Here is a 19,181-nt window from a genome sequence, read left to right on the forward strand (position 1 = left end):
CTTTCAGACCGTGTAGAGCGTTTGATCCTACCCGGTTATGCGAGCCAATCCAGCGTCAGGATCAAGCGGCGCTCATCGGCCTTGAGTGCTGGCGAACGGTGAATCAAACCATGACCTTCGTTGCCATGCCATTTGGTGCCCTTAAGCATCGCCACTTCGCCGCAGAGAATCTGCTCGATACGCTCAGTGGGTTCCGCGTCCGGCTGGGCCAGTTTGCGGCGGTCCATCACGCCTTCGCGCAGCCACTGGCTGCCGATGCCCGCGTAAGTAGTGATCAGCCGCACCGGCACGTGGTCAACGTGAAAACGCGGGCACATGGCCTTGTCCAGCAGCCGCAAACGCACGCCAATGCGCTTGGCGCCAAGCAAACAGGCAAACGCGCTGACCAGCCACGACACATCGGCGATAAAGCCGTCGTAGCCTTCAAGATCACGGCAACTGGACGCCAAACCCTGCAAGTTCGGCACTGCGTCCTCGGTATTGAGTTCAATCACCAAGGACTCAGCCAACGGCTCGTTAAGCGCCACCAGCAAAGCACCAAACTGGGCGATATGCAGGGGCAACTGGCGTTGCCAAACCGCGAGGTTCACGCCGTCATTGAGCACGTCAGCCAGCGCCAGCGGGGTTTCACCACGAGTCTGGCGGATCACCGGGCGCAGCGGGATAACCGGGGCCAGCATCAGGCGACCTCCTCGAACCAAGGGCCAAACGGGTCGGCCAACTGGCGCCAACCCTCGACGCCCAGGGCCATTTCTTCATCGGTGAGCAAGCAGGCGTCCAGCTCGGCACGCATCTGGGTGAAGTCGATGTTTTGCCCGATAAACACCAGCTCCTGGCGGCAATCGCCGGTGCTCAGCTGCCAGTTGCCCATGATCGCCGCCGCGCTTTCTTCGTCCTGGGGCCATTGGCTTTTCGGCACAAAGCGCCACCAGCGCCCGGCAAAACCATGGCGCATCAGGCCGCCGGCCTGAGACCAACTGCCCGCATCCTGATGCTTGCTCGCCAGCCAGAAAAACCCCTTGGAGCGCAGCAGCTTGCCGTTCACCCACGGGCGGTCGATAAAGTCGAAAAAACGCTGTGGATGAAACGGGCGGCGCGCGCGATAAGCCGTGGAGGCGATGCCGTATTCTTCGGTTTCCGGCACATGTTCACCGCGCAGTTCCCGCAACCAACCCGGCGCCTGGGCGGCACGTTCGAAGTCGAAGCGGCCAGTGTTGAGGATCTTGTTCAGCGGTACTTCGCCCATGACCATCGGGATGATTTGCGCCTGGGCGTTGAGGCGCTCGAGGATCGCCATTAATTCTTCGCGCTCGCGGCTGCTGATCAGGTCGATCTTGCTGATCAGGATCACGTCGGCAAACTCGATCTGCTCGATCAGCAGGTCGGTGATCGAGCGTTCGTCCTCTTCACCCAAGGTTTCACCGCGTGAGGCCAGGCTTTCAGCGGCCTGATAATCGAGCAGGAAGTTCATGCCATCGACCACGGTGACCATAGTGTCCAGGCGCGCGACATCGGCCAGGCTTTGCTCGTTTTCATCGCGAAAGGTGAAGGTTTCGGCCACGGGCAACGGCTCGGAAATACCAGTGGATTCGATCAGCAGGTAATCAAACCGACCTTCCTTGGCGAGCTTTCCGACTTCTTCCAGCAAGTCTTCCCGCAAGGTGCAGCAGATGCAGCCGTTGCTCATCTCCACCAGTTTTTCTTCGGAGCGGTTAAGGGTGACGTCGCGCTGCACCTCGCTGCCGTCGATGTTGATTTCGCTCATGTCGTTGACGATCACCGCCACCCGCAGGTTGTCGCGGTTGCGCAGGACGTAGTTGAGCAGCGTGCTTTTACCGGCGCCGAGAAAACCGGACAACACAGTAACGGGGAGACGATTGGGCATCAGGTATTCCTCATCAGGGGTGGCCGGTCAAATCGCCCGTTTATGGCGTTCGCGCAGCTCTTCACGTTCTTTGGCTTCGATACTCAGGGTCGCGGTGGGGCGTAACAGCAGGCGTTTCAGGCCGATGGGGTCGCCGGTTTCACGGCACCAGCCGTACTCACCACGGGCGAGCAATTCCAGGGCGTCGTCGATCTTGTCCAGCAGCTTCTTTTCACGCTCCAGCAGGCGCAGTTGCCATTGGCGCTGTTCTTCGGCGCTGCCCACATCCGCGGGGTCGCTGTTGGTTTCTTGCTCACGTAGCACCAGGAACTCGGCTTGGATGCGCGCCTGCAGTTCGTAGCGCTGGCTCAGCAGCAGTTCGCGGAAGAAACCTTGCTGGGCTTCATTCATGTAGTCGCAGGGCGGTTGCGCCAGCAGGTCTTGTTCAGTCATGGAGAGCGGTTCACGGGTCAGGCTGTGCTACGATGTTATAGTATAACAATGAGAATAAGCCAATCTCCCTTGCTCGTCACGACGAAGGGCGCAATGCTTGAACACTTTCTTGCCCCGAGAAGCCCTATGAAATACCTGGTGTGCGCACTGTTGTTGGCGGTGGCAGGACCGGCCTGCGCCCAAGCGCCGAGCCTGTTGGCAAACTGCACGCGCAGCGCCAACCTGCTGGCCTGTGTGGACCCGTTGGGCAATGCCTATAGCGTGGCGACTGTGGGCAGCACCACGTACTTGCGAGGTTTCGAGGTGATCGGCAAACGCTACTGGGCACAGACCAACAGCCGCTATGGGCAGCTGACGTTCTTTACCGGGTTGGCGTCCGATGGTGAGGCGTGGGTCGGCTATACGCGCCGCGTGGGCTGGACCACGATCAACCGGTTTTCCAGTTCAGGCGGCACCCGCGCGACGTTCACCTGCAGCCGTATGACCGGCTGTTAGACCTGGCCGTTCTTCTGCTCCTGAACCCAGGCCATGTAGCTGTTCATCGGCGGGTTCTTCTCGAAGTATTTTTTCAAGCCCTCGAACAGCCCATCCGCCACCGCCTGTTGATGGCGCGCCGTCACCAGCCGCTGGGCGTCCTGGGTGTTGGAGATAAACCCGGTCTCGACCAGGATCGACGGCACGTCCGGTGATTTGAGCACCGCGAAACCTGCTTGCTCCACGCGCTTCTGGTGCAGCGTGGTGATGCTTTGCAAGCTGCCCAGCACCGAGCTGCCCAGTTGCAGGCTGGAGGCGATGGTGGCGTTCATCGACATGTCGAGAATCACCCCGGCCAGCATCGGGTCCTTGTCCTTGAGATTGAGCAACGTAGTGGCGCCCAGCAAATCCGCACCGTTTTCACGCTGCGCCATGAAGCGCGCCGTGGCGGAGGTGGCGCCGCCTTCAGACAACGCATACACCGACGCTCCGGATGCTGTAAGCCGTGGCGCGGCATCGGCGTGCACCGAAATAAACATATCGGCCTTGTGCTGACGGGCAATCTCCACGCGCTTGCGCAGCGGCACGAAGAAGTCGTCGTTGCGCACCAGTTTCACGTCAAAACCCTTCTCGCGCTTCAAACGTTTGGCCAGCAATTGGGCGATGGACAGCACCACGTCTTTCTCGCGCTGGCCCTTGGAGCCGATCGCGCCTGGGTCTTTGCCGCCGTGGCCGGGGTCGACCACCACGATGATGTCGCGCTTGGGATGGGCTTTATCCACCGGCGCAATCAAGGGCGGCGGTTCGGCGGCGATTTGGCGCGGCGCGTGGGTAGCGTTGGTCAGGTCGAGTACCAGGCGATGGCCTTGGCCATCCTGCGGCGGCAACAAGAAGCTGTTGAGCTGCATTGGCGCGGCCAGGTCCAGCACGATACGCGTATCACCTTTGCCAAAATGCCCAGAACGGATCGAGGTAATCCCGCTGTTTTTCAGCGCCAGCTGCGAGAAATCACCGCTGAGCCCGGCGCCGCTCAAGTCGATGATCAGGCGTTCCGGCGCGGTCAGGGAAAAGGTCTTGTATTGCACCGGGCCGCTGAGGTCGAACACCAGCCGCAGTTTGTCGTCGGAGCGCCACAGGCGCGCATTACGAATCTGTGTGGCGAAGGCCCCCAATGGAAAGGTGAACAGAGGGCTGACCAGCAGCAGGTTGAGGAGCTGACGTCTGTGCATGACATGTACCGCAAATAGAGGAGCGTCCCTGCTCGACATGACTGAAGAAAGGCTGGAACAGAAAAAGCATCGTCGACTCAATAGTTATAATATAACATGTCTTTTTATTTCCAACGATGGACCTGCTCATGAATGCGCTGACTCTGCCGGATATCGCCGCGCAGGCTTCACGCCAAGCCTTGCCGCTCGACTGGGTGGGCATGTGCGGCATCGCCTTGCCCATCCTCGTCGACGGCCAACGCCTGGCTGCCACTGCCGATGCGGGCGTCAGCCTGGACGACGGCGAGGCCCGTGGCATTCATATGTCACGCCTGTACCTGGCCCTGGAAATGCTCGACCAGCAGCTTCTTACGCCTGCACTTCTGCGTAATGTACTGCAGCGCTTTCTGGAGAGTCATGAAGGTTTATCTAAGAACGCGTACCTGCGAATTCACACGGATTTGCTGCTAAAACGTCCGGCGCTGGTCAGCCCATTAGCTGGCTGGAAAAGCTACCCGGTGTGCATCGAGGCGCGTCTGGAAAACCAGATGTTCCACGTGGAACTAAAAATTGACGTTACATACTCCTCAACCTGCCCCTGCTCCGCTGCGCTCGCCAGGCAATTGATTCAGCAGCAATTTGTTCAAGATTTCGCCAACACGCCGCTGCAACACGAAGACGTGCTGACCTGGCTCGGCAGCGCCAACGGCATCGTCGCCACACCCCACAGCCAACGCAGCAGCGCAGAGCTTTCCATCCAGTTGGACGCCAACCAGTCCACCTTGCCGCTCACCAACCTGATCAACGACGTCGAGGCCGCCCTCGGCACCGCCGTGCAAACCGCTGTGAAACGTGCGGACGAACAAGCCTTCGCCTTGGCCAACGGGCAGAACCTGATGTTCTGCGAAGACGCCGCCCGCCGCCTGAACCTCGCCTTGAAACGCTCGGATGCCGTCAAAGCCTTCCACCTGAAAGTGATCCATGCCGAAAGCCTGCACGCGCACGATGCCGTGGCTGAAAGCCGCTGGACGAGAGACTCTGCATGATCACCTGTAACGCTTTGCGTTGGGGCGCACCTGGGCAACCACTCACTCCAGCGCTGGATTTGACCCTGGAAAAAGGCAGCCTCACCGGCATCATCGGCGCCAACGGCACTGGCAAAAGCAGCCTGCTCAAAGTCATCGCAGGCCTGCAAAAACCGCTGGCGGGAAAAGTCAGCGTGGCGGTCCCACGCCGCGGTGGCCTGTCGTTCCTGCCACAGCAACAACACCTGGATCGGCAGTTCCCAATCAGCCTGCAGGCGTTGGTCGCCGCCGGTTTCTGGGGCACTCAGCTAACCCCGCCACAACGCAACGAACGCCTGCAAGCCGTCTTGGAGGATTGGTGCCTCAGTGGCCTGGAGCATCGCCCGTTGATGGCATTGTCCGGCGGCGAACTGCAACGCGCCCTGCTCGCCCGCATGAGCCTTGCCGAAGCGCCCGTGTTGTTGCTCGACGAACCCCACGCCGCCCTCGACGAAGACGGCCAGGCGCTGTGCTGGAAACACATCCACGCCTGGCACGATCAAGGCCGCACGATCATCGTCGTCTGTCACGACCTGGCATCGGTGCGCCATCACACCCCGCACGTGGTGCAGATCAAAAGCACCGGCTGCGTGTTCGGCCCCAGTAAAGAACTGATCCGCCCGCAACCTCACATGCAGGTGGTCTGATGCACTTCGCCGCCCACTTGTGGATGCCGTTCCTCGACTTCGTGTTTATGCGCCGTGCACTCATTGGCGGGCTGGTGCTCGCGTGCAGCACCGCGCCGCTGGGTGTGTTTCTGATCCTGCGGCGCATGAGCCTGATCGGTGACGCCGTGGCCCACGGCATCCTGCCTGGCGCCGCATTGGGCTTCTGGTTTGCTGGCCTCAGCCTGCCCGCGCTGACCATCGGCGGCCTCGGCGCGGGCCTGAGCATGGCCGGCTTGGCCGCGTGGATCACGCGCCGCACCGGCCTGCGCGAAGACGCCAGCCTCGCCGCCATCTACCCCATCTCGCTGGCCGCCGGTGTGCTGATCCTCGGCCTCGCCGGTAAGCGCCTGGACCTGCTGCACCTGCTATTCGGCTCAGCCCTGGCGGTGGATGAAACCACCCTCACCGGCATGCTTTGGGTCTCCGGTTTCAGCCTGATCGCCATGGCGCTGATCTACAAACCGCTGCTGCTGGACACCCTCGACCCGCTGTTCCTGCAAACCGTCAGCCGCCTCGGCCCGATCGCCCACGGGTTGTTCCTGACCTTGGTGGTGCTGAATCTGGTGATTGGTTTCCAGGCCATCGGCGCGTTGATGGTGGTGGGTTTGATGATGTTGCCGGCGATTGCTTCACGCTTCTGGAGCCGGCGCCTGCCGGTGTTGATCGCGGTATCGGCGGTGCTGGGATGCCTGTCGGTGTGGTTCGGTTTGTTGCTGTCGTTCTACTACTCGCTGCCCAGCGGCCCGGCCATCGTGCTGGTGGCTGGCGGTGGGTATTTGCTGTCCGTGATCTTCGGTCCGGTGCACGGCTTGCTGCGCCGCCCGCCTTTGCTTACATCCCAATGAGGTGTTTCCCGATGCGCGCTCTACTCGTGCTGTTCAGCCTGCTGCTGCCTTTGTCGATGGCCCAGGCCGCCGACAAGCTCCAAGTGGTTACCAGCTTCAGTATTCTCGATGACATCACCCACCAGATCGGTGGCGACCACATCCAGATCAGCAACATGGTTGGCCCGGACGCTGACGCCCACACCTACGAACCCACGCCGGATGACGCCAAAGCGCTGCTCAAGGCCAAGCTCATCATCAAGAACGGCCTGGGCTTTGAACCTTGGCTGGACCGCCTGGTAACCAGCACAGAAACCAAAGCCACGGTCGTGACCGCCAGCAAGGGCGTGATCTCCCACACCATGGACGAAGACGGCGAAACCATCCCCGACCCGCACGCCTGGCACAACTTGGCCAACGCCGAAATCTATGTGAATAACATCACCAAGGCACTGGTGGCGGCCGACCCAAGCAACAAGGCGGACTACCTGCGCAACAGCCAAACCTACCTGAAAGAAATCTACCGCCTGCTGGCCGAAGCCAAGACCAAGTTCGGCGCGCTGCCACCGGGCAACCGTCGCATCGTCACCTCCCATGACGCCTTCGGTTACCTGGGCCAAGCTTATGGCATCCAGTTCCTGGCGCCCCAAGGTCTGTCGACTGAACGTGAGCCGTCGGCCGCCGAAGTCGCTGCGCTGATCACCCAGATCCGCAAGGACAAGGTCAAAGCCGTGTTCGTGGAAAACATCAAGGACTCGCGCCTGCTCAAGCAGATTGCTGACGAAAGCGGCGCACAGATCGGCGGCACGCTGTACTCCGACGCCCTTGCCGCCGAAGGCCCGGCCAGCACCTTCACCGGGCTGTTCGAGTACAACCTCAACACCCTGTGCGCCGCCCTGAGCAAGCCATGACCTTGAGCATGCTCGACCTGGAAGCGGCTGCCATCGGCAGCCGCTTCCCACTCGAACCGGTGCTCGACGCCCTGCCGTGGAACAGCGACGGCCTGATTGCTGCCATCGCCCAGCAGCACGGCAGCGGCGAAGTGTTGATGCTCGCCTGGATGAACCGCCAGGCCCTCAGCGAAACCCTGGCCACCGGGCAGGTCTGCTACTGGTCGCGCTCGCGACGGCAGCTGTGGCGCAAAGGCGAACGCTCCGGCAACCGGCAACGACTGCTCGAGGCACGTTTGGACTGCGACGGCGACGCGGTACTGCTGATCGTCGACCAACAAGGCCCGGCCTGCCACACCGGCCGGCCGACCTGTTTCTACAACGCCATCGACGGCGCCTACGTTCATATCATCACCTCGCCCCTTAAAAAGGAGCCCACTGCATGATCCGCAAGAACCCTTCCGGCGATCTGCCGGTGATTGCCGAGTCGGCCTACGTCGACAAAACCGCGATCATCTGCGGCAAGGTCATCATCGGCGAGAACGTGTTTGTCGGCCCTTACGCGGTGATCCGTGCCGACGAAGTCGACGCCACCGGCGACATGGACCCGATCACCATCGGTGCCAATTCGAATATCCAGGACGGCGTGGTCATCCACTCCAAATCTGGCGCGGCGGTGACGATCGGAGAATTCACGTCCATCGCACATCGCTCCATCGTCCACGGCCCGTGCACCGTTGGCGACCGCGTGTTTATCGGTTTCAACAGCGTGCTGTTCAACTGCGCCGTCGGCGATGGCTGCGTGGTGCGCCACAACTCAGTGGTCGATGGCCGCGACCTGCCCGCCGCCTTCTATGTGCCCTCCACCACCCGCATCGGGCCGAACACCGACCTGTCGCAATTCCCGCCGGTGAGTGTCAGCGCTTCGGAGTTTTCCGAAGACGTGGCGCGCACCAACGTCGACCTGGTGCGCGGTTACAAAGCCCTGCAAAACGAGTTCTGAACCATGAGCCGCCTGCTGATTCGCAATGCCCGCCTGGTGAATGAAGGCCGGGAGTTCGATGCCGATGTACTGGTCGCCAACGGCCGCATCGAGAAGATTGCCGCCAGCCTCGAAGGCTACAACGAACCGGTAGAAATCGACGCCCAGGGCCAATGGCTACTGCCCGGCATGATCGATGACCAGGTGCACTTTCGCGAACCTGGCGCGCCCGACAAAGGCAGTTTCTACAGCGAGTCCCGCGCGGCGGTGGCCGGTGGCATTACCAGCTTCATGGACATGCCCAACACCAACCCCGCCACCCTGAACCTCCAAGCCCTGGCCGATAAGAAGCGAAGGGCCGCATTGAATTCGGTGGCCAACTACGGCTTTCACTTTGGCGTGAGCAACGACAACCTAGACACCGTCGCCGCCCTCGACCCGCGCGAAGTGGCCGGGGTCAAAGTGTTCATGGGCGCCTCCACCGGCAACATGCTGGTGGACGACCCGCGGATTCTGGAGCGGCTGTTTGCCGAAGTACCGACCATCCTCCTCGCCCACTGCGAACACACGCCGAGCATCCTGGCGAACGAGCAGCGCCTGCGTGAGCGCTTCGGCGAGCACATTCCCGCCGTCGCCCACCCGCTGATCCGCGATGCCGAAGCCTGTTATCGCTCATCGTCTTTTGCGGTGGAACTGGCCAAGCGTCACGGCACGCGCCTGCACGTGCTGCACCTGACCAGCGCCCGCGAGCTGGCCCTGTTCGAGGACAAACCCTTATCGGAAAAACGCATCACCGCCGAGGTCTGCCTGCACCACTTGCTGTTCGATGACCGCGACTATCACCGCCTCGGCCACCAGATCAAATGCAACCCGGCGATCAAGACCCGCGCCGACCGCGACGCCCTGCGCCTGGCCCTGCTGAGTGACCGTCTGGATGTGATTGGCAGTGATCATGCGCCGCATACCTGGGCGCAGAAACAGTTGGGCTATCGCGAAGCGCCGTCAGGCCTGCCGCTGGTGCAGCACGCGTTGCCGGCGTTGTTGGAGTTGGTGATCGACGGGCATTTGCCGCTGACCACGCTGGTGGCGAAGACCAGTCACCGTGTGGCCGACTTGTTCGCCATCCCGGACCGAGGTTATCTACGCGAAGGCTATTGGGCCGACTTGGTGCTGATCAAACCCGAGCCCGAAGGCAAACCCGTCAGCAGCCAACCGATCCTCGCGCGCTGCGGCTGGACGCCCTTTGCCGAGCGCAGCTTTCGCCACAGCGTCAGCACCACGCTGGTGTCCGGCCACCTGGCGTGGCACAACGGCCAGGTGGTCGACAGTTGCCAGGGGTTGCCCCTGCATTTTCTGCGTTAAGCGCGGGGTTTGACCGTACCGCAATCGTTGCCCAGCCACTGGGCGTGCGTGTCCAGGCTGCCCTTCTGCTGGATGCCGGTGGCATTGAAGGTGCCGTTAACGGTGGTGGTGAATTCCTGCTGGCTCTGGAAGGTCGCAACGCCAGTGCCTTGGGCTTTCGGACAACTGAAGCGGAATTTCCATTGGTTGCCGGTTTTGTCGGTCACTTCCTGTTTGCAGCCCGATTGAGGGTCGGTCAACGGGATCGAATCAGAAGCAACCTGGGCGGGCGTGAGGCACACCTGCACGCCTTTACCCGCCATGGTGATGCCCTGCTTTTCGAGCATGGCGCGCTGTTCAGGCGTCATCTGTTGCTTGAGCTGACCGAGGATCAGCGACAGGTCCGGCAAGTCCTGGTTATCGACTTTCATATTGCTGGTGGTCAATTCCCACAAGCCCGGCGCCAGCATCTGCGCCTGAGCCGCCACGGGCAGCGTCAATCCAACAACCATGGCCAAACCAAGCAGACGAGCATTCATCGGGTAACTCCTGGGTAATTGTGGGCGTTAGACGCCGTAAAGTTGCCAGTGTTGCACGGCAAATAAAATAGCGACATTCACCGCTGTTCATGGTCTGTTAGGCACTGGATTGCCTGGAGTTACGTCGTTCATGGATTTTTTTGGCCCGCACCTGCTCGCCTACTTCATTGCCACGCTGCATTTTCTCGGGACTCTGGCCGCGATCCACGCCGTGCTGACCGTCAGGACCGCCCAAGGCTCTATCGCCTGGGCCTTGTCGCTGATGTTCATGCCCTACCTGACGCTGATCCCTTACCTGATCTTCGGCCGCAGCACCTTCGACGCGTACATCCAGGCCCGTCGCCAAGCCAACCAAGAAATGCACACCGCCATTACCGAGCTGAACTGGCGCCCTTGGGTCGAAGAAGCCCTGGCCGCGCGCAACTCCAGCGCCTACGCGTCCCTGCGCGCCATGCCCAAGCTGGGCCGCATGCCGTGCCTGGCCAACAATGAAGTGCGCTTGCTGATCAATGGCGAAGCCACGTTCAGCGCGATTTTCGAGGCGATTCGCAACGCCAAGACCGCCGTGCTGTTCCAGTTCTTCATCATTCATGACGACGATCTTGGCAGGCAGTTGCATGCCTTGCTGAAGGAAAAAGCTGCCGAAGGCGTAGATATTCACGTGCTCTACGACCGCATCGGCAGCCACGCCCTGCCCTACAGTTATGTGCAGTCGCTGCGCGACGCTGGAGTCAAAGTCAAAGCGTTCGCCACCCGCAGCGGTTGGCTCAATCGCTTTCAGGTCAACTTCCGCAACCACCGCAAGATCGTGGTGGTGGACGGCATCACCGGGTTTGTCGGTGGGCATAATGTCGGTGATGAGTACTTGGGCAAAAAGCCGCCGCTGGCACCGTGGCGCGATACCCATGTGCAGGTCACAGGCCCTGTAGTGGCATGCCTGCAGGAGTCGTTTGCCGAAGACTGGTTCTGGGCCGCACGAGAATTGCCGCCGCTGATCCTGCCGGACGCTTACCCCGAAGACGGTGTGCTCTGCCAGTTGCTCGCCAGTGGGCCGGCCGACCCGTATGAAACCTGCTCACTGTTTTTCGTCGAGGCCATTCACGCAGCGACCGAGCGGGTGTGGATCACCAGCCCGTATTTCGTGCCCGATGAAGCCGTGTTCGCGGCCCTGCGCCTGGCGGTGCTGCGCGGCGTGGATGTGCGCCTACTGCTGCCGTCGCGGCCGGACCACCGCATCGTCTATGCCGCTTCCAGCCTGTATGCGATCGAAGCGGTACGCGCCGGCGTGCGGGTGTTCCGCTACAAGCCGGGCTTCCTGCATCAGAAAGTGGTGTTGGTGGACAGCGAAATCAGCGCCATCGGCAGTGCGAACATGGACAACCGCTCGTTCCGGCTGAATTTTGAAGTGATGTTGCTGACGGTCGATGAAGCCTTTGCCAGCGAGGTGGAGCAGATGCTGCTGGATGACTTCGCCTTGGCCCATGAGGTCAGCCAGGAGGAAAGCCTTGAGACCCGCCGCCTGCAACATCTGGGCATGCGGGTAGCACGGCTTATTTCACCCATCCTCTGAACACAACAGAACAAACGTGGGAGCTGGCAAGCCAGCTCCCACGTTTTTTAGACCTTCGGTGTTCCTAAGTCAGCGGTAGATATCTTCCCGCGTCCACGGCAGTTCATGGCTGCCATCGGCATGCGGTTTTACCGCCAATATCTGGTGCAAATTGATCCAGCCCCGCGCAAACGCATACGCGCAACCCGCCAAATACAGCCGCCAGATGCGTAACGCTTGCTCCGGCACCCTCTTCGCCGCCGCTTCCAGGTTGTCTTCCAGGCGCTCGCTCCAATGGTCCAGCGTGCGCGCGTAGTGCAGGCGCAGGCTTTCGACGTCGACCACTTCCAGCCCGACCTCGCTTATTTCCGCCGTCATCATCGCCAGGTGCGGCAACTCGCCGTTGGGGAACACATAACGCTCGATAAACTCACCGGCGCCACGGCCAACTGGGCGGCCGTCGATGTGTTTAGCAGTAATGCCGTGGTTCATCACCAGGCCGCCTTCACGCACTGCGCCAAACAGGACCTTGCAGTACTGCGCCAGGTTGGCGTGGCCGACGTGTTCAAACATGCCCACGCTCACCACTTTGTCGAAACGACCGTCTTGCGGCAGGTCGCGGTAGTCGAGCAGTTGCAGGTCCACCTGGCCTTCCAGGCCCTCGGCTTTGACCCGTTCCCGGGCCAACTCCAGTTGCTCCTTGCTCAGGGTGATGCCAAACACTTTGACCCCGAACTCACGCGCCGCAAACCGCGCCAGCCCGCCCCAACCGCAGCCTACGTCGAGCAAATACTCACCCGGCTGCAAGCGCAACTTGCGGCACAGATGGCGAAATTTGTCTTGTTGAGCTTGGTCGATGGATTCGCTGCCGGTTTCGAAATAACCGCAGGAGTACGCCATGTCCTGGTCCAGCCACAGCTGGTAGAACTCGTTGGACAGGTCGTAATGGTAGGAAATGGCCGCTGCGTCAGTGGCCTTGTCGTGGATCGAGCGCACCGGACGACTTCCCTCGTCGTCATCAATCAGGGCGTGACTCAACTCGTCACACACCCGGATCACTTCGGTGATGGAGCCTTCCAGCTCCAATTTGCCCTCGACGAAGGCTTCGCCCAATGAGTCGAGCGTTGGATGGGTCAGACTGGACACAAACGTGGGGTCCTTCACCACGATGGTCACACTGGGCTCGGGGCCCAAGTTGAATTCATGGCCGTCCCAGAGTCGAAGACGTAGCGGTAGCTTAAGATTCTGTAAGGCCGGTGGAAGTTGCGCGAGCATGAGTAATCCCCCTTGTTTCAGACGTCTGGTTTGAGGGTAGACCATCCGAAGACAAAGTAGGAGGCTATCGAATTGATAGCGCTATTCTATAGGCCTCGTCGCTCGAGCAAACCGTCCTGGATCCACTGTTTCAGCCACGTAACCGCTTGCAGTGGCGCACCCTCTCCAGTAGTGACTGCCAACTCTGCGCACAGTTCTGAAAAACTCCAGCCAGTGGTCACCATTCCCGCCAACGCGCAGGCTTCGGCCGGCTCCAGGCTGCGGTAATGGCACACGTTCTGGTGACGCCACACCAGGCAAATCTGCGCCAATTCCAATGCCTTGCTGTCAGGGAAATCCGATTCATCTTTGCTGGCCCGCCAGATCGCCACGCTGTTGAAATGGCACAGCACCTGCTGCACCGACGGCGCCAGAGTGACCTGCAAACCCGGCCAGTCTTCGGGTGCCAATTGCGCCATGTCATTCAGGCTCAGCGGCTCGCCCTGCGGCGCGTCAAAGGCCAGGGTAAACGCCCACTCCAACCGCGCCAGCTCGGCCAGCGGCGCGCTTTGCTCAGCCACCAGATGCTCAACGAGAAACGCCGGGAACCGCTCGCCCAGCCATCGCAGGCTGTAATGGGCAGACGGATAACGCCGCACATAGGCGTGTGTCAGTAACGCGAATTCATCGTCCCCCAGCCAATACCAGATGGCGCCGAAGTCATGCCGCAACACTTCTTGCAGTCGGGCGACATAGGCGTTGTGATAAATCGCCAGGCCCGTGTCCACGTCCAGGGTCGGCCCGCCCAGCAAGGTGGCGGCAAAACAATGGTTGGCCACCGAGGTTTCACACAATAGATGCTGTTCAAAGGCCAGCTGCCAATCAATCAGGCGCATAACGCCCTCCTGGCCAACGCGGCAGCGCCCAGTTCACGGGCCTTGCTCAGCTCGGTGAGCAGCTCTTCGAAAGGTGGGAAATGGTCATCGCGCTCCAACAACGTCGACACCGGCCCCAACAGCTCCAACGTTTGCTGATAAAGCGCCCACACCGGGTCGCAGACCGGATGGTCGTGGGTATCGACCACGTAATCGCCGTAATCCATATGCCCGGCCAAGTGCAGCTGGCGAATGCTTTCGGGCGGCAGGCTGCGGATAAAGGTCCAGGCGTCGAACCCGTGATTACGCGAGCTGACATACACATTGTTGACGTCCAGCAACAGCTGGCAGCCCGTGAGATGAGCCAAGGCATTGAGGAATTCCCACTCGGTGAATTCATCCGCCTTGGAGCGCACGTAGCTGGAGACATTTTCCAATACTAACGGGCGCTGTAACACGTCCTGCACTTGGCGCACGCGGCCGGCTACGTGATAAAGGCTTTCTTCGGTGTAAGGCAGTGGCAGCAAGTCGTGCAATTGGTGCGCACTGCCACGGCTCCAGCACAGGTGATCGGAAATCCACGCGGGCTGAATGCGCTCGGCGAGCTGTTTGATTTGTTTGAGGTAATCGATATCGAGGGCATGCGGCCCACCGATGGACAGGGACACACCGTGCATCACCAAGGGATAACGCTCGGCTATCGCGTCCAGGTAATACAAGGCTTTACCGCCCTGGACCAGATAATTCTCGGAGATCACTTCGAACCAATCCACGGCCGGCGATTGTTCAAGGATCTGCTGGTAGTACTCACTGCGTAAACCCAGGCCGTAACCCAGACTTGGAAGGGACGCGGACATGACTCACTCCAAGGCAAAGTGTCCGCAGCGGTGGGGGGCATCCGCTGCGGGTGCACTTGGTTGCCGGTTATTCGCCGACGGTGCCGCCTTTCTGGTCGCACATGGCTTTGCTCATGGAGAGGAAGCCCTGGCCTTTGCAAGAACCCTGACCTTTGCACGCGTGGTCTTTGGTTTTGCAGTCGTTCTGGCCTTTGCAAGCGTTGACGCCATAGCAATGCACAGCGGTATCAGCGGCTTGAGCCTGAGTGGCAACACCAGCAAACATAGTAGCGGCGGCCATTGCGAGGGCGGCACCAGCAGCAGCGGATTTGATGTTCATCGTGTATTCCTCATGATCGGTAGTGGAGCCGGTCTGAACGGATTGTTCAGTCTCGACATACCACTAGAGTGAGGTCCCTTATCCGCGTTACAGCCGTGTGCAAATATTTCTAAAATTAATCGTCGAGCTTCAAAAGCGGCTCCTGAAAGCGCAGCAAACGCCCGGCGTTGCCCAGTACCAGCAAGGTGCTGAGGTTATGCAACACCGCCGCAATCATCGCGCCTGCGGCCCCCAGCCAGCCAAACGCGGCGAACACGACGATGGCCAAGGTCCAACCCAAACCGATGATCACGTTGACCTGCAACGTATGGCGGCACTGGCGACTCAAACGCACACAGGTGCCCAGGCGGCGCAGATCGCTACCGATCAACACCACATCCGCCGAAGCGAGTGCAATGTCCGCCCCGCCCGCGCCCATCGCCACGCCGACCACGCCCGCCTTGAGCGCCAGCGAGTCGTTGATACCGTCACCGACCACCATCGGGCGGAAGCCGCTGCTGATTTCCCCCAGCACGCGGTTGAGTTTGTCTTCCGGCAGCGCCTGGGCTTCGACGTCGCTGATGCCCACGTCCAGCGCCAGGCTGTCCGCCACGCTTTGACGGTCGCCGGTCAGCAGCAGTTGGCGGCCCAGGCCCAAGTCCCGCAGTTCTTGCAGTGCCTGACGCGCTTCCGGCTTGACGCTGTCAGCCAGCAACAGCCAGGCGAGAAATTGCCCGTTCAGTGCCAACCCGGCAATCGGCCCGTCATGATTCGGGACTGCGGTAGTGGTAATACCCAGTTGCTCAAACAACTCCGGGCGCCCCAAGGCCGCTTCGCCCTGCTCGGTCTGCGCCACCACGCCAAGCCCCTGACGTTCGCGGATATCCGTGAGCCCCAGCATTTGTTCCTGCGTCGCCAACCCCGCCAGCGCGCGGCTGACCGGGTGACTGCTGGCCGAACCCAGGCTGGCCGCCAGGTTCAGCAGCACCTGCCGATCCGGCGCCGTGGTTTCGACAGATTGCAGGTGCAGCGTGCCAAAAGTCAGCGTGCCGGTCTTATCCACAACCAACGACGTCAGGTCCGCCAGCTCTTCGAGGAACGCCGAGCTGCGAATCAAAATCCCGTGCCGCGCCGCCACCGCAATCCCGGCAATCGCCGTGGCCGGTGCCGACAGCACCAACGCACACGGGCACGCCGCCACCAGCACGGCGAGCATTGCCTGCGCGTCATTGGTCACAAACCAGGTCACCGCCGCCAGCAGCAACACCAGCACCATATAGCTGCCGGCGTAACGCTCAAGCAGCCGCGTGATCGGCGGCTTGGAACGCTCGGCGTTCTGCATCAGCGCGATAACCTTGCCCAAGGTCGATTCATTACCCGTGCGGGTCACTTCAAGGCGCAGCAAACCGTCGAGGTTGATCGCGCCACCAAACACCTGCACGCCGACACTGGCTTCCAGCGGCACCGACTCACCCGTAATGGGCGCCGTGTCCAGGCTCGCCTGGCCCGACAGCACCACGCCATCGGCGGGCACGCGGTCACCGGCACGCACTTCGACGATATCGCCCGTGTTCAGCGTGCCGTTATCCACTTCCACAATGCTGCCGTCAGCCTGCACCAAACGCGCGTGGCTGCGGGTCAGCTTGCCCAGCGCATGAATCGCTTCCTGGGAGCCGATCACGCTGCGCTCTTCCAGCACATGGCCGAAAATCATGATGATCGGCAGCAAGGCGGCGGTCAGCAGGTCGCCCGTGGCCCACGCGCCAATCATCGCCAGGGCGATCAACTGGTCGGTGATGCCATGCAGGCTCGGGTAACGCAGGCTGTACCAGGCCGAGCGCATCACCGGCACGGCCACCAGTAAGGAGGCGACCCCAAGCAGCAGTTGGCTCACACCGTTCTGGTCCGGCGCCAGCCAGCGCCACACCAACCCCAATACCAGCAAGCCCAACGCCAACATGGCCAGGGTCAATTGCCGGGCAGCACTGCGCTGCTCGGCGGACGTCAGCATAGGCGCGCTCATTGTTCGGCTCCCTGAATGATCAAACGGGAGTCGTCTTTAGGATCGACCGTGGTCACGGAACCGGCCTGGCCGAGAATCTTCGGCAGGCGCTCGCGGTACAGCCGTAGCATCAAGCCCGGGTCTTTGACCTGGGCCAGGCTTGCGACGGTGGCGGTTTGCGCCTGGGCATTGGCCAGGCGCTCACTGGCCTGGGCGTGGGCGACTTGCACCACGCGGTCGGCCTCTTGGTTGGCGGTTTGGGTGAGTTTTTCCGCGTCGGTACGCGCATTGGCCACGGCTTTGTCGGCTTGCTGGCTGGCAGTCAGCACTGCGTTGAATGCATTCACCGCCGGGCCCGGCAGGCTCGATTGCACATCGACACGGGTCACTTCGATGCCCAGTCCCAAACCGGTGGAAGCCAACTCCGCCAGACGCTTATTGATGCCTTGCACCAGATCACCACGCAGCCGCTCACGGCGCTCGGCGGCGCCATTATCGCTGCCGATCAATTCCGGGCGCGCCACCAGAATCGTGTCCAGATCGCGCGCGGCCGTCAGGGCCACGGCGCTGCGCGTCACCAGGCGGTCCAACGCCGGCAGCACATGCTCGCCTTGCAGCACAAACGCGTAGGGTTCGGTGACCTTGTAAAACACCCGCACATCCAGCTGCACCACCCCGGCATCGCCGGTCAGCAGGTAACCGGAGCCGGCCAGTGCGTCGCTCAACGGCGTGGCAAAACTGGCCACGCGGTCGGCCTGCGTTGCCGCGTCGGAGCGCAGAAGGTTCTCCACGCGACGTTCGATCACGCGGTCCGCCGCCGGCAACAGCACCACGTGCTCGAACGGCTGCGGCCACGCCAGCAACAGCCCGGCATTTTGAATACGGTCCAGCGCGCCGAAGTGCAACACCACCGCACGGTTCTGCGGGTCGATCTGGCGCACATTGGAAAACGCCCAGGCCAACGCCGCCAACACGGTCACCGCGTACAGCGCCAGGAAGGTCAGGCGCCCAGCCTGGATCCATGGGCTGTCCGGGCTGTCACGCTCACTCATGGTTGAACATCCTTCGGCCCATCGACCAGCGCGCGGAACGGCGCAGCGTCGGTGCGCAGGATGATCTTGGTGCCCGGCGTCACCACCGTGCCCAAAGTGTCCAGCGAGCGCAGCAAGTTATACAGCTGCGGATTACCGGCGTAGGCACGCCCATAAATCTGTGCGGCTTCGACCCGCGACTGCGCCTCGATGTCGGCGGCTTTCACGGTGGCATCAGCCTGCACGATGCGCGCATCACGCTCGGCGGCGGAGCGAATCTGCGCCGCTTCACGTTTGCCCACGGCCGTGCGCTCGGTGGCGATGGTTTCGCGCTCGGCACGCATGCGGTCGACGGTGGCGGTGAGCGTCACCGACGGCAGCGTCAGGCGCTCGACACCGACTTGCACCACGCGCACGCCATAAGTGGTGAGCAATTGTTGATCAATCTGCTGGCGCAACTGCGCCTCGAAATCAGCGATGCGCACTTGGCTGGCGTCGGTGTTGATCAGGCTGGACAGGTCGAAACTCGCGGCGGTGGTTTCCAGCGCCGAGCCGACGAACGTGCGAATCTGCCGCGCCGCTTCATCCGGCTGGTTCTGCACCGCACGCATAAAGCGCTGCACATTGTCGGCATCGCCCTGCACCTGCCACGCCACATAGGCTTGCACGATGATGCGCAGGCCATCGCGAGTGCCCACATCCTGCAAACCGCTGGAGGTGGTGCGCAAGCGCAGGTCCACCGGGATCGCCGCTTCGAACGGCGCCGGCCAGCGCCAGCCCAGGCCCGGTTCCAGCAGCACCCGCGACGGGTTGCCGAACCGCGTAATCACCGTGGCTTCGCCGGAACGCACCTGAACCAGGCTGGCGGCTGCTACCGCAAACAGCACCAGCAACACCGCCCAGGCCATGCGCCGCCAAGGGAACGGGCCAGCCGCTTGCTCATCACCGTGGTGGTGATGGTGGTGGCCGTGATGATGACCGTGATCGTGAGAATGAGCGCTCAACAGA

Annotated in this window: 21 protein-coding genes; 9 read left to right on the top strand and 12 right to left on the bottom strand. The window is 61.6% G+C overall.

Annotation, left to right across the window (positions count from 1 at the left end; all coding sequences use genetic code 11):
- Positions 1 to 35 precede the first annotated feature (35 nt).
- The 3 genes from ACI77I_RS02535 to dksA are packed head-to-tail and all read right to left on the bottom strand — an operon-like array spanning position 36 to position 2,317.
- Positions 36 to 680: a DUF1826 domain-containing protein gene (locus ACI77I_RS02535; RefSeq protein WP_242153560.1), complete on the bottom strand. Its 645-nt coding sequence runs from the start codon at positions 678 to 680 to the stop codon at positions 36 to 38.
- Positions 680 to 1,885: a zinc metallochaperone GTPase ZigA gene (gene zigA, locus ACI77I_RS02540; protein WP_094949022.1), complete on the bottom strand. Its 1,206-nt coding sequence runs from the start codon at positions 1,883 to 1,885 to the stop codon at positions 680 to 682. The genes ACI77I_RS02535 and zigA overlap by 1 nt, the downstream gene beginning before the upstream one ends.
- Before the next feature lie 27 nt (positions 1,886 to 1,912).
- Entirely contained in the window at positions 1,913 to 2,317 is a 405-nt protein-coding gene (gene dksA, locus ACI77I_RS02545) for an RNA polymerase-binding protein DksA (protein ID WP_406996898.1), read from the bottom strand.
- Between the two features lie 126 nt (positions 2,318 to 2,443).
- Between dksA and ACI77I_RS02550 the strand changes: the two genes are divergently transcribed.
- Complete coding sequence (locus ACI77I_RS02550) at positions 2,444 to 2,812, top strand: glutamine synthetase (RefSeq protein ID WP_094949024.1); 369 nt, start codon at positions 2,444 to 2,446, stop codon at positions 2,810 to 2,812.
- Here the strand turns inward: ACI77I_RS02550 and ACI77I_RS02555 are convergent.
- Positions 2,809 to 4,020, bottom strand: a complete 1,212-nt coding sequence (locus ACI77I_RS02555) for an N-acetylmuramoyl-L-alanine amidase (protein WP_242153564.1) — start codon at positions 4,018 to 4,020, stop codon at positions 2,809 to 2,811. The two genes, ACI77I_RS02550 and ACI77I_RS02555, sit on opposite strands and share 4 nt — an antisense overlap.
- Before the next feature lie 128 nt (positions 4,021 to 4,148).
- Here ACI77I_RS02555 and folE2 point away from each other — a divergent pair, with 128 nt between their 5' ends.
- Genes folE2 through ACI77I_RS02590 form a run of 7 tightly spaced genes read left to right on the top strand, consistent with a single transcriptional unit; the run spans position 4,149 to position 9,789 of the window.
- Positions 4,149 to 5,045 carry a GTP cyclohydrolase FolE2 gene (gene folE2, locus ACI77I_RS02560; protein ID WP_406996899.1) on the top strand — a complete coding sequence of 299 codons (897 nt, stop codon included), beginning with the start codon at positions 4,149 to 4,151 and terminating at the stop codon, positions 5,043 to 5,045.
- Positions 5,042 to 5,710, top strand: coding sequence for a metal ABC transporter ATP-binding protein (locus ACI77I_RS02565; RefSeq protein WP_406996900.1), 669 nt, complete (start codon positions 5,042 to 5,044; stop codon positions 5,708 to 5,710). The genes folE2 and ACI77I_RS02565 overlap by 4 nt, the downstream gene beginning before the upstream one ends.
- Positions 5,710 to 6,576 carry a metal ABC transporter permease gene (locus tag ACI77I_RS02570; protein ID WP_094949027.1) on the top strand — a complete coding sequence of 289 codons (867 nt, stop codon included), beginning with the start codon at positions 5,710 to 5,712 and terminating at the stop codon, positions 6,574 to 6,576. The genes ACI77I_RS02565 and ACI77I_RS02570 overlap by 1 nt, the downstream gene beginning before the upstream one ends.
- Before the next feature lie 11 nt (positions 6,577 to 6,587).
- Complete coding sequence (locus ACI77I_RS02575; protein ID WP_094949028.1) at positions 6,588 to 7,466, top strand: metal ABC transporter substrate-binding protein; 879 nt, start codon at positions 6,588 to 6,590, stop codon at positions 7,464 to 7,466.
- The gene (gene hisI / locus ACI77I_RS02580) at positions 7,463 to 7,891 is read left to right on the top strand and encodes a phosphoribosyl-AMP cyclohydrolase (RefSeq protein WP_094949029.1); all 429 of its coding nucleotides are present in this window, start codon (positions 7,463 to 7,465) and stop codon (positions 7,889 to 7,891) included. The genes ACI77I_RS02575 and hisI overlap by 4 nt, the downstream gene beginning before the upstream one ends.
- A complete protein-coding gene (locus tag ACI77I_RS02585) occupies positions 7,888 to 8,448 on the top strand; it encodes a DapH/DapD/GlmU-related protein (RefSeq protein WP_017135756.1) in 561 nt (186 codons plus the stop codon). Before hisI ends, ACI77I_RS02585 begins: the two co-directional genes overlap by 4 nt.
- A gap of 3 nt (positions 8,449 to 8,451) precedes the next feature.
- Positions 8,452 to 9,789, top strand: coding sequence for a dihydroorotase (locus ACI77I_RS02590; protein ID WP_094949030.1), 1,338 nt, complete (start codon positions 8,452 to 8,454; stop codon positions 9,787 to 9,789).
- Here ACI77I_RS02590 and ACI77I_RS02595 read toward each other — a convergent pair.
- The gene (locus ACI77I_RS02595) at positions 9,786 to 10,307 is read right to left on the bottom strand and encodes a DUF3617 domain-containing protein (RefSeq protein WP_406996901.1); all 522 of its coding nucleotides are present in this window, start codon (positions 10,305 to 10,307) and stop codon (positions 9,786 to 9,788) included. The two genes, ACI77I_RS02590 and ACI77I_RS02595, sit on opposite strands and share 4 nt — an antisense overlap.
- A gap of 130 nt (positions 10,308 to 10,437) precedes the next feature.
- Between ACI77I_RS02595 and cls the strand changes: the two genes are divergently transcribed.
- On the top strand, positions 10,438 to 11,877 hold the full coding sequence (cls, locus tag ACI77I_RS02600; RefSeq protein WP_406996902.1) for a cardiolipin synthase: 1,440 nt from the start codon (positions 10,438 to 10,440) through the stop codon (positions 11,875 to 11,877).
- Between the two features lie 69 nt (positions 11,878 to 11,946).
- On the opposite strand, the gene cfaB is transcribed toward cls, so the two are convergent.
- The 7 genes from cfaB to hflC form a co-directional block, all read right to left on the bottom strand.
- A complete protein-coding gene (gene cfaB, locus ACI77I_RS02605) occupies positions 11,947 to 13,131 on the bottom strand; it encodes a C17 cyclopropane fatty acid synthase CfaB (protein ID WP_094949033.1) in 1,185 nt (394 codons plus the stop codon).
- Positions 13,132 to 13,217: 86 nt separating this feature from the next.
- Positions 13,218 to 14,006: a putative DNA-binding domain-containing protein gene (locus ACI77I_RS02610; RefSeq protein ID WP_406996903.1), complete on the bottom strand. Its 789-nt coding sequence runs from the start codon at positions 14,004 to 14,006 to the stop codon at positions 13,218 to 13,220.
- A complete protein-coding gene (locus ACI77I_RS02615; protein ID WP_094949035.1) occupies positions 13,997 to 14,842 on the bottom strand; it encodes a DUF692 domain-containing protein in 846 nt (281 codons plus the stop codon). Before ACI77I_RS02615 ends, ACI77I_RS02610 begins: the two co-directional genes overlap by 10 nt.
- A 67-nt stretch (positions 14,843 to 14,909) precedes the next feature.
- Entirely contained in the window at positions 14,910 to 15,161 is a 252-nt protein-coding gene (locus tag ACI77I_RS02620) for a hypothetical protein (protein ID WP_094949036.1), read from the bottom strand.
- A 115-nt stretch (positions 15,162 to 15,276) separates the two neighbouring features.
- Positions 15,277 to 17,163: a cation-translocating P-type ATPase gene (locus ACI77I_RS02625; RefSeq protein ID WP_406996904.1), complete on the bottom strand. Its 1,887-nt coding sequence runs from the start codon at positions 17,161 to 17,163 to the stop codon at positions 15,277 to 15,279.
- Entirely contained in the window at positions 17,160 to 18,194 is a 1,035-nt protein-coding gene (gene hflK, locus ACI77I_RS02630; RefSeq protein ID WP_242153575.1) for a protease modulator HflK, read from the bottom strand. Before hflK ends, ACI77I_RS02625 begins: the two co-directional genes overlap by 4 nt.
- On the bottom strand, positions 18,191 to 19,180 hold the full coding sequence (gene hflC / locus ACI77I_RS02635; protein WP_263472442.1) for a protease modulator HflC: 990 nt from the start codon (positions 19,178 to 19,180) through the stop codon (positions 18,191 to 18,193). Before hflC ends, hflK begins: the two co-directional genes overlap by 4 nt.
- Between the last annotated feature and the right edge of the window lies 1 nt (position 19,181).

Origin of the sequence: Pseudomonas sp. D47 (assembly GCF_045447305.1) — a bacterium.
In the GTDB taxonomy this organism is placed as follows: Bacteria; Pseudomonadota; Gammaproteobacteria; order Pseudomonadales; family Pseudomonadaceae; genus Aquipseudomonas.

Bases quoted from the DNA above. Each gene is read 5' to 3' on its own strand.
- zigA (WP_094949022.1), bottom strand. From the start codon at position 1,885: ATGCCCAATCGTCTCCCCGTTACTGTGTTGTCCGGTTTTCTCGGCGCC.
- ACI77I_RS02615 (WP_094949035.1), bottom strand. From the start codon at position 14,842: ATGTCCGCGTCCCTTCCAAGTCTGGGTTACGGCCTGGGTTTACGCAGT.
- hisI (WP_094949029.1), top strand. From the start codon at position 7,463: ATGACCTTGAGCATGCTCGACCTGGAAGCGGCTGCCATCGGCAGCCGC.
- folE2 (WP_406996899.1), top strand. From the start codon at position 4,149: ATGAATGCGCTGACTCTGCCGGATATCGCCGCGCAGGCTTCACGCCAA.
- ACI77I_RS02550 (WP_094949024.1), top strand. From the start codon at position 2,444: ATGAAATACCTGGTGTGCGCACTGTTGTTGGCGGTGGCAGGACCGGCC.
- ACI77I_RS02570 (WP_094949027.1), top strand. From the start codon at position 5,710: ATGCACTTCGCCGCCCACTTGTGGATGCCGTTCCTCGACTTCGTGTTT.
- ACI77I_RS02535 (WP_242153560.1), bottom strand. From the start codon at position 680: ATGCTGGCCCCGGTTATCCCGCTGCGCCCGGTGATCCGCCAGACTCGT.
- hflK (WP_242153575.1), bottom strand. From the start codon at position 18,194: ATGAGTGAGCGTGACAGCCCGGACAGCCCATGGATCCAGGCTGGGCGC.
- ACI77I_RS02595 (WP_406996901.1), bottom strand. From the start codon at position 10,307: ATGAATGCTCGTCTGCTTGGTTTGGCCATGGTTGTTGGATTGACGCTG.
- ACI77I_RS02575 (WP_094949028.1), top strand. From the start codon at position 6,588: ATGCGCGCTCTACTCGTGCTGTTCAGCCTGCTGCTGCCTTTGTCGATG.
- ACI77I_RS02620 (WP_094949036.1), bottom strand. From the start codon at position 15,161: ATGAACATCAAATCCGCTGCTGCTGGTGCCGCCCTCGCAATGGCCGCC.
- ACI77I_RS02625 (WP_406996904.1), bottom strand. From the start codon at position 17,163: ATGAGCGCGCCTATGCTGACGTCCGCCGAGCAGCGCAGTGCTGCCCGG.
- ACI77I_RS02565 (WP_406996900.1), top strand. From the start codon at position 5,042: ATGATCACCTGTAACGCTTTGCGTTGGGGCGCACCTGGGCAACCACTC.
- ACI77I_RS02555 (WP_242153564.1), bottom strand. From the start codon at position 4,020: ATGCACAGACGTCAGCTCCTCAACCTGCTGCTGGTCAGCCCTCTGTTC.
- cls (WP_406996902.1), top strand. From the start codon at position 10,438: ATGGATTTTTTTGGCCCGCACCTGCTCGCCTACTTCATTGCCACGCTG.
- ACI77I_RS02585 (WP_017135756.1), top strand. From the start codon at position 7,888: ATGATCCGCAAGAACCCTTCCGGCGATCTGCCGGTGATTGCCGAGTCG.
- cfaB (WP_094949033.1), bottom strand. From the start codon at position 13,131: ATGCTCGCGCAACTTCCACCGGCCTTACAGAATCTTAAGCTACCGCTA.
- ACI77I_RS02590 (WP_094949030.1), top strand. From the start codon at position 8,452: ATGAGCCGCCTGCTGATTCGCAATGCCCGCCTGGTGAATGAAGGCCGG.
- ACI77I_RS02610 (WP_406996903.1), bottom strand. From the start codon at position 14,006: ATGCGCCTGATTGATTGGCAGCTGGCCTTTGAACAGCATCTATTGTGT.
- dksA (WP_406996898.1), bottom strand. From the start codon at position 2,317: ATGACTGAACAAGACCTGCTGGCGCAACCGCCCTGCGACTACATGAAT.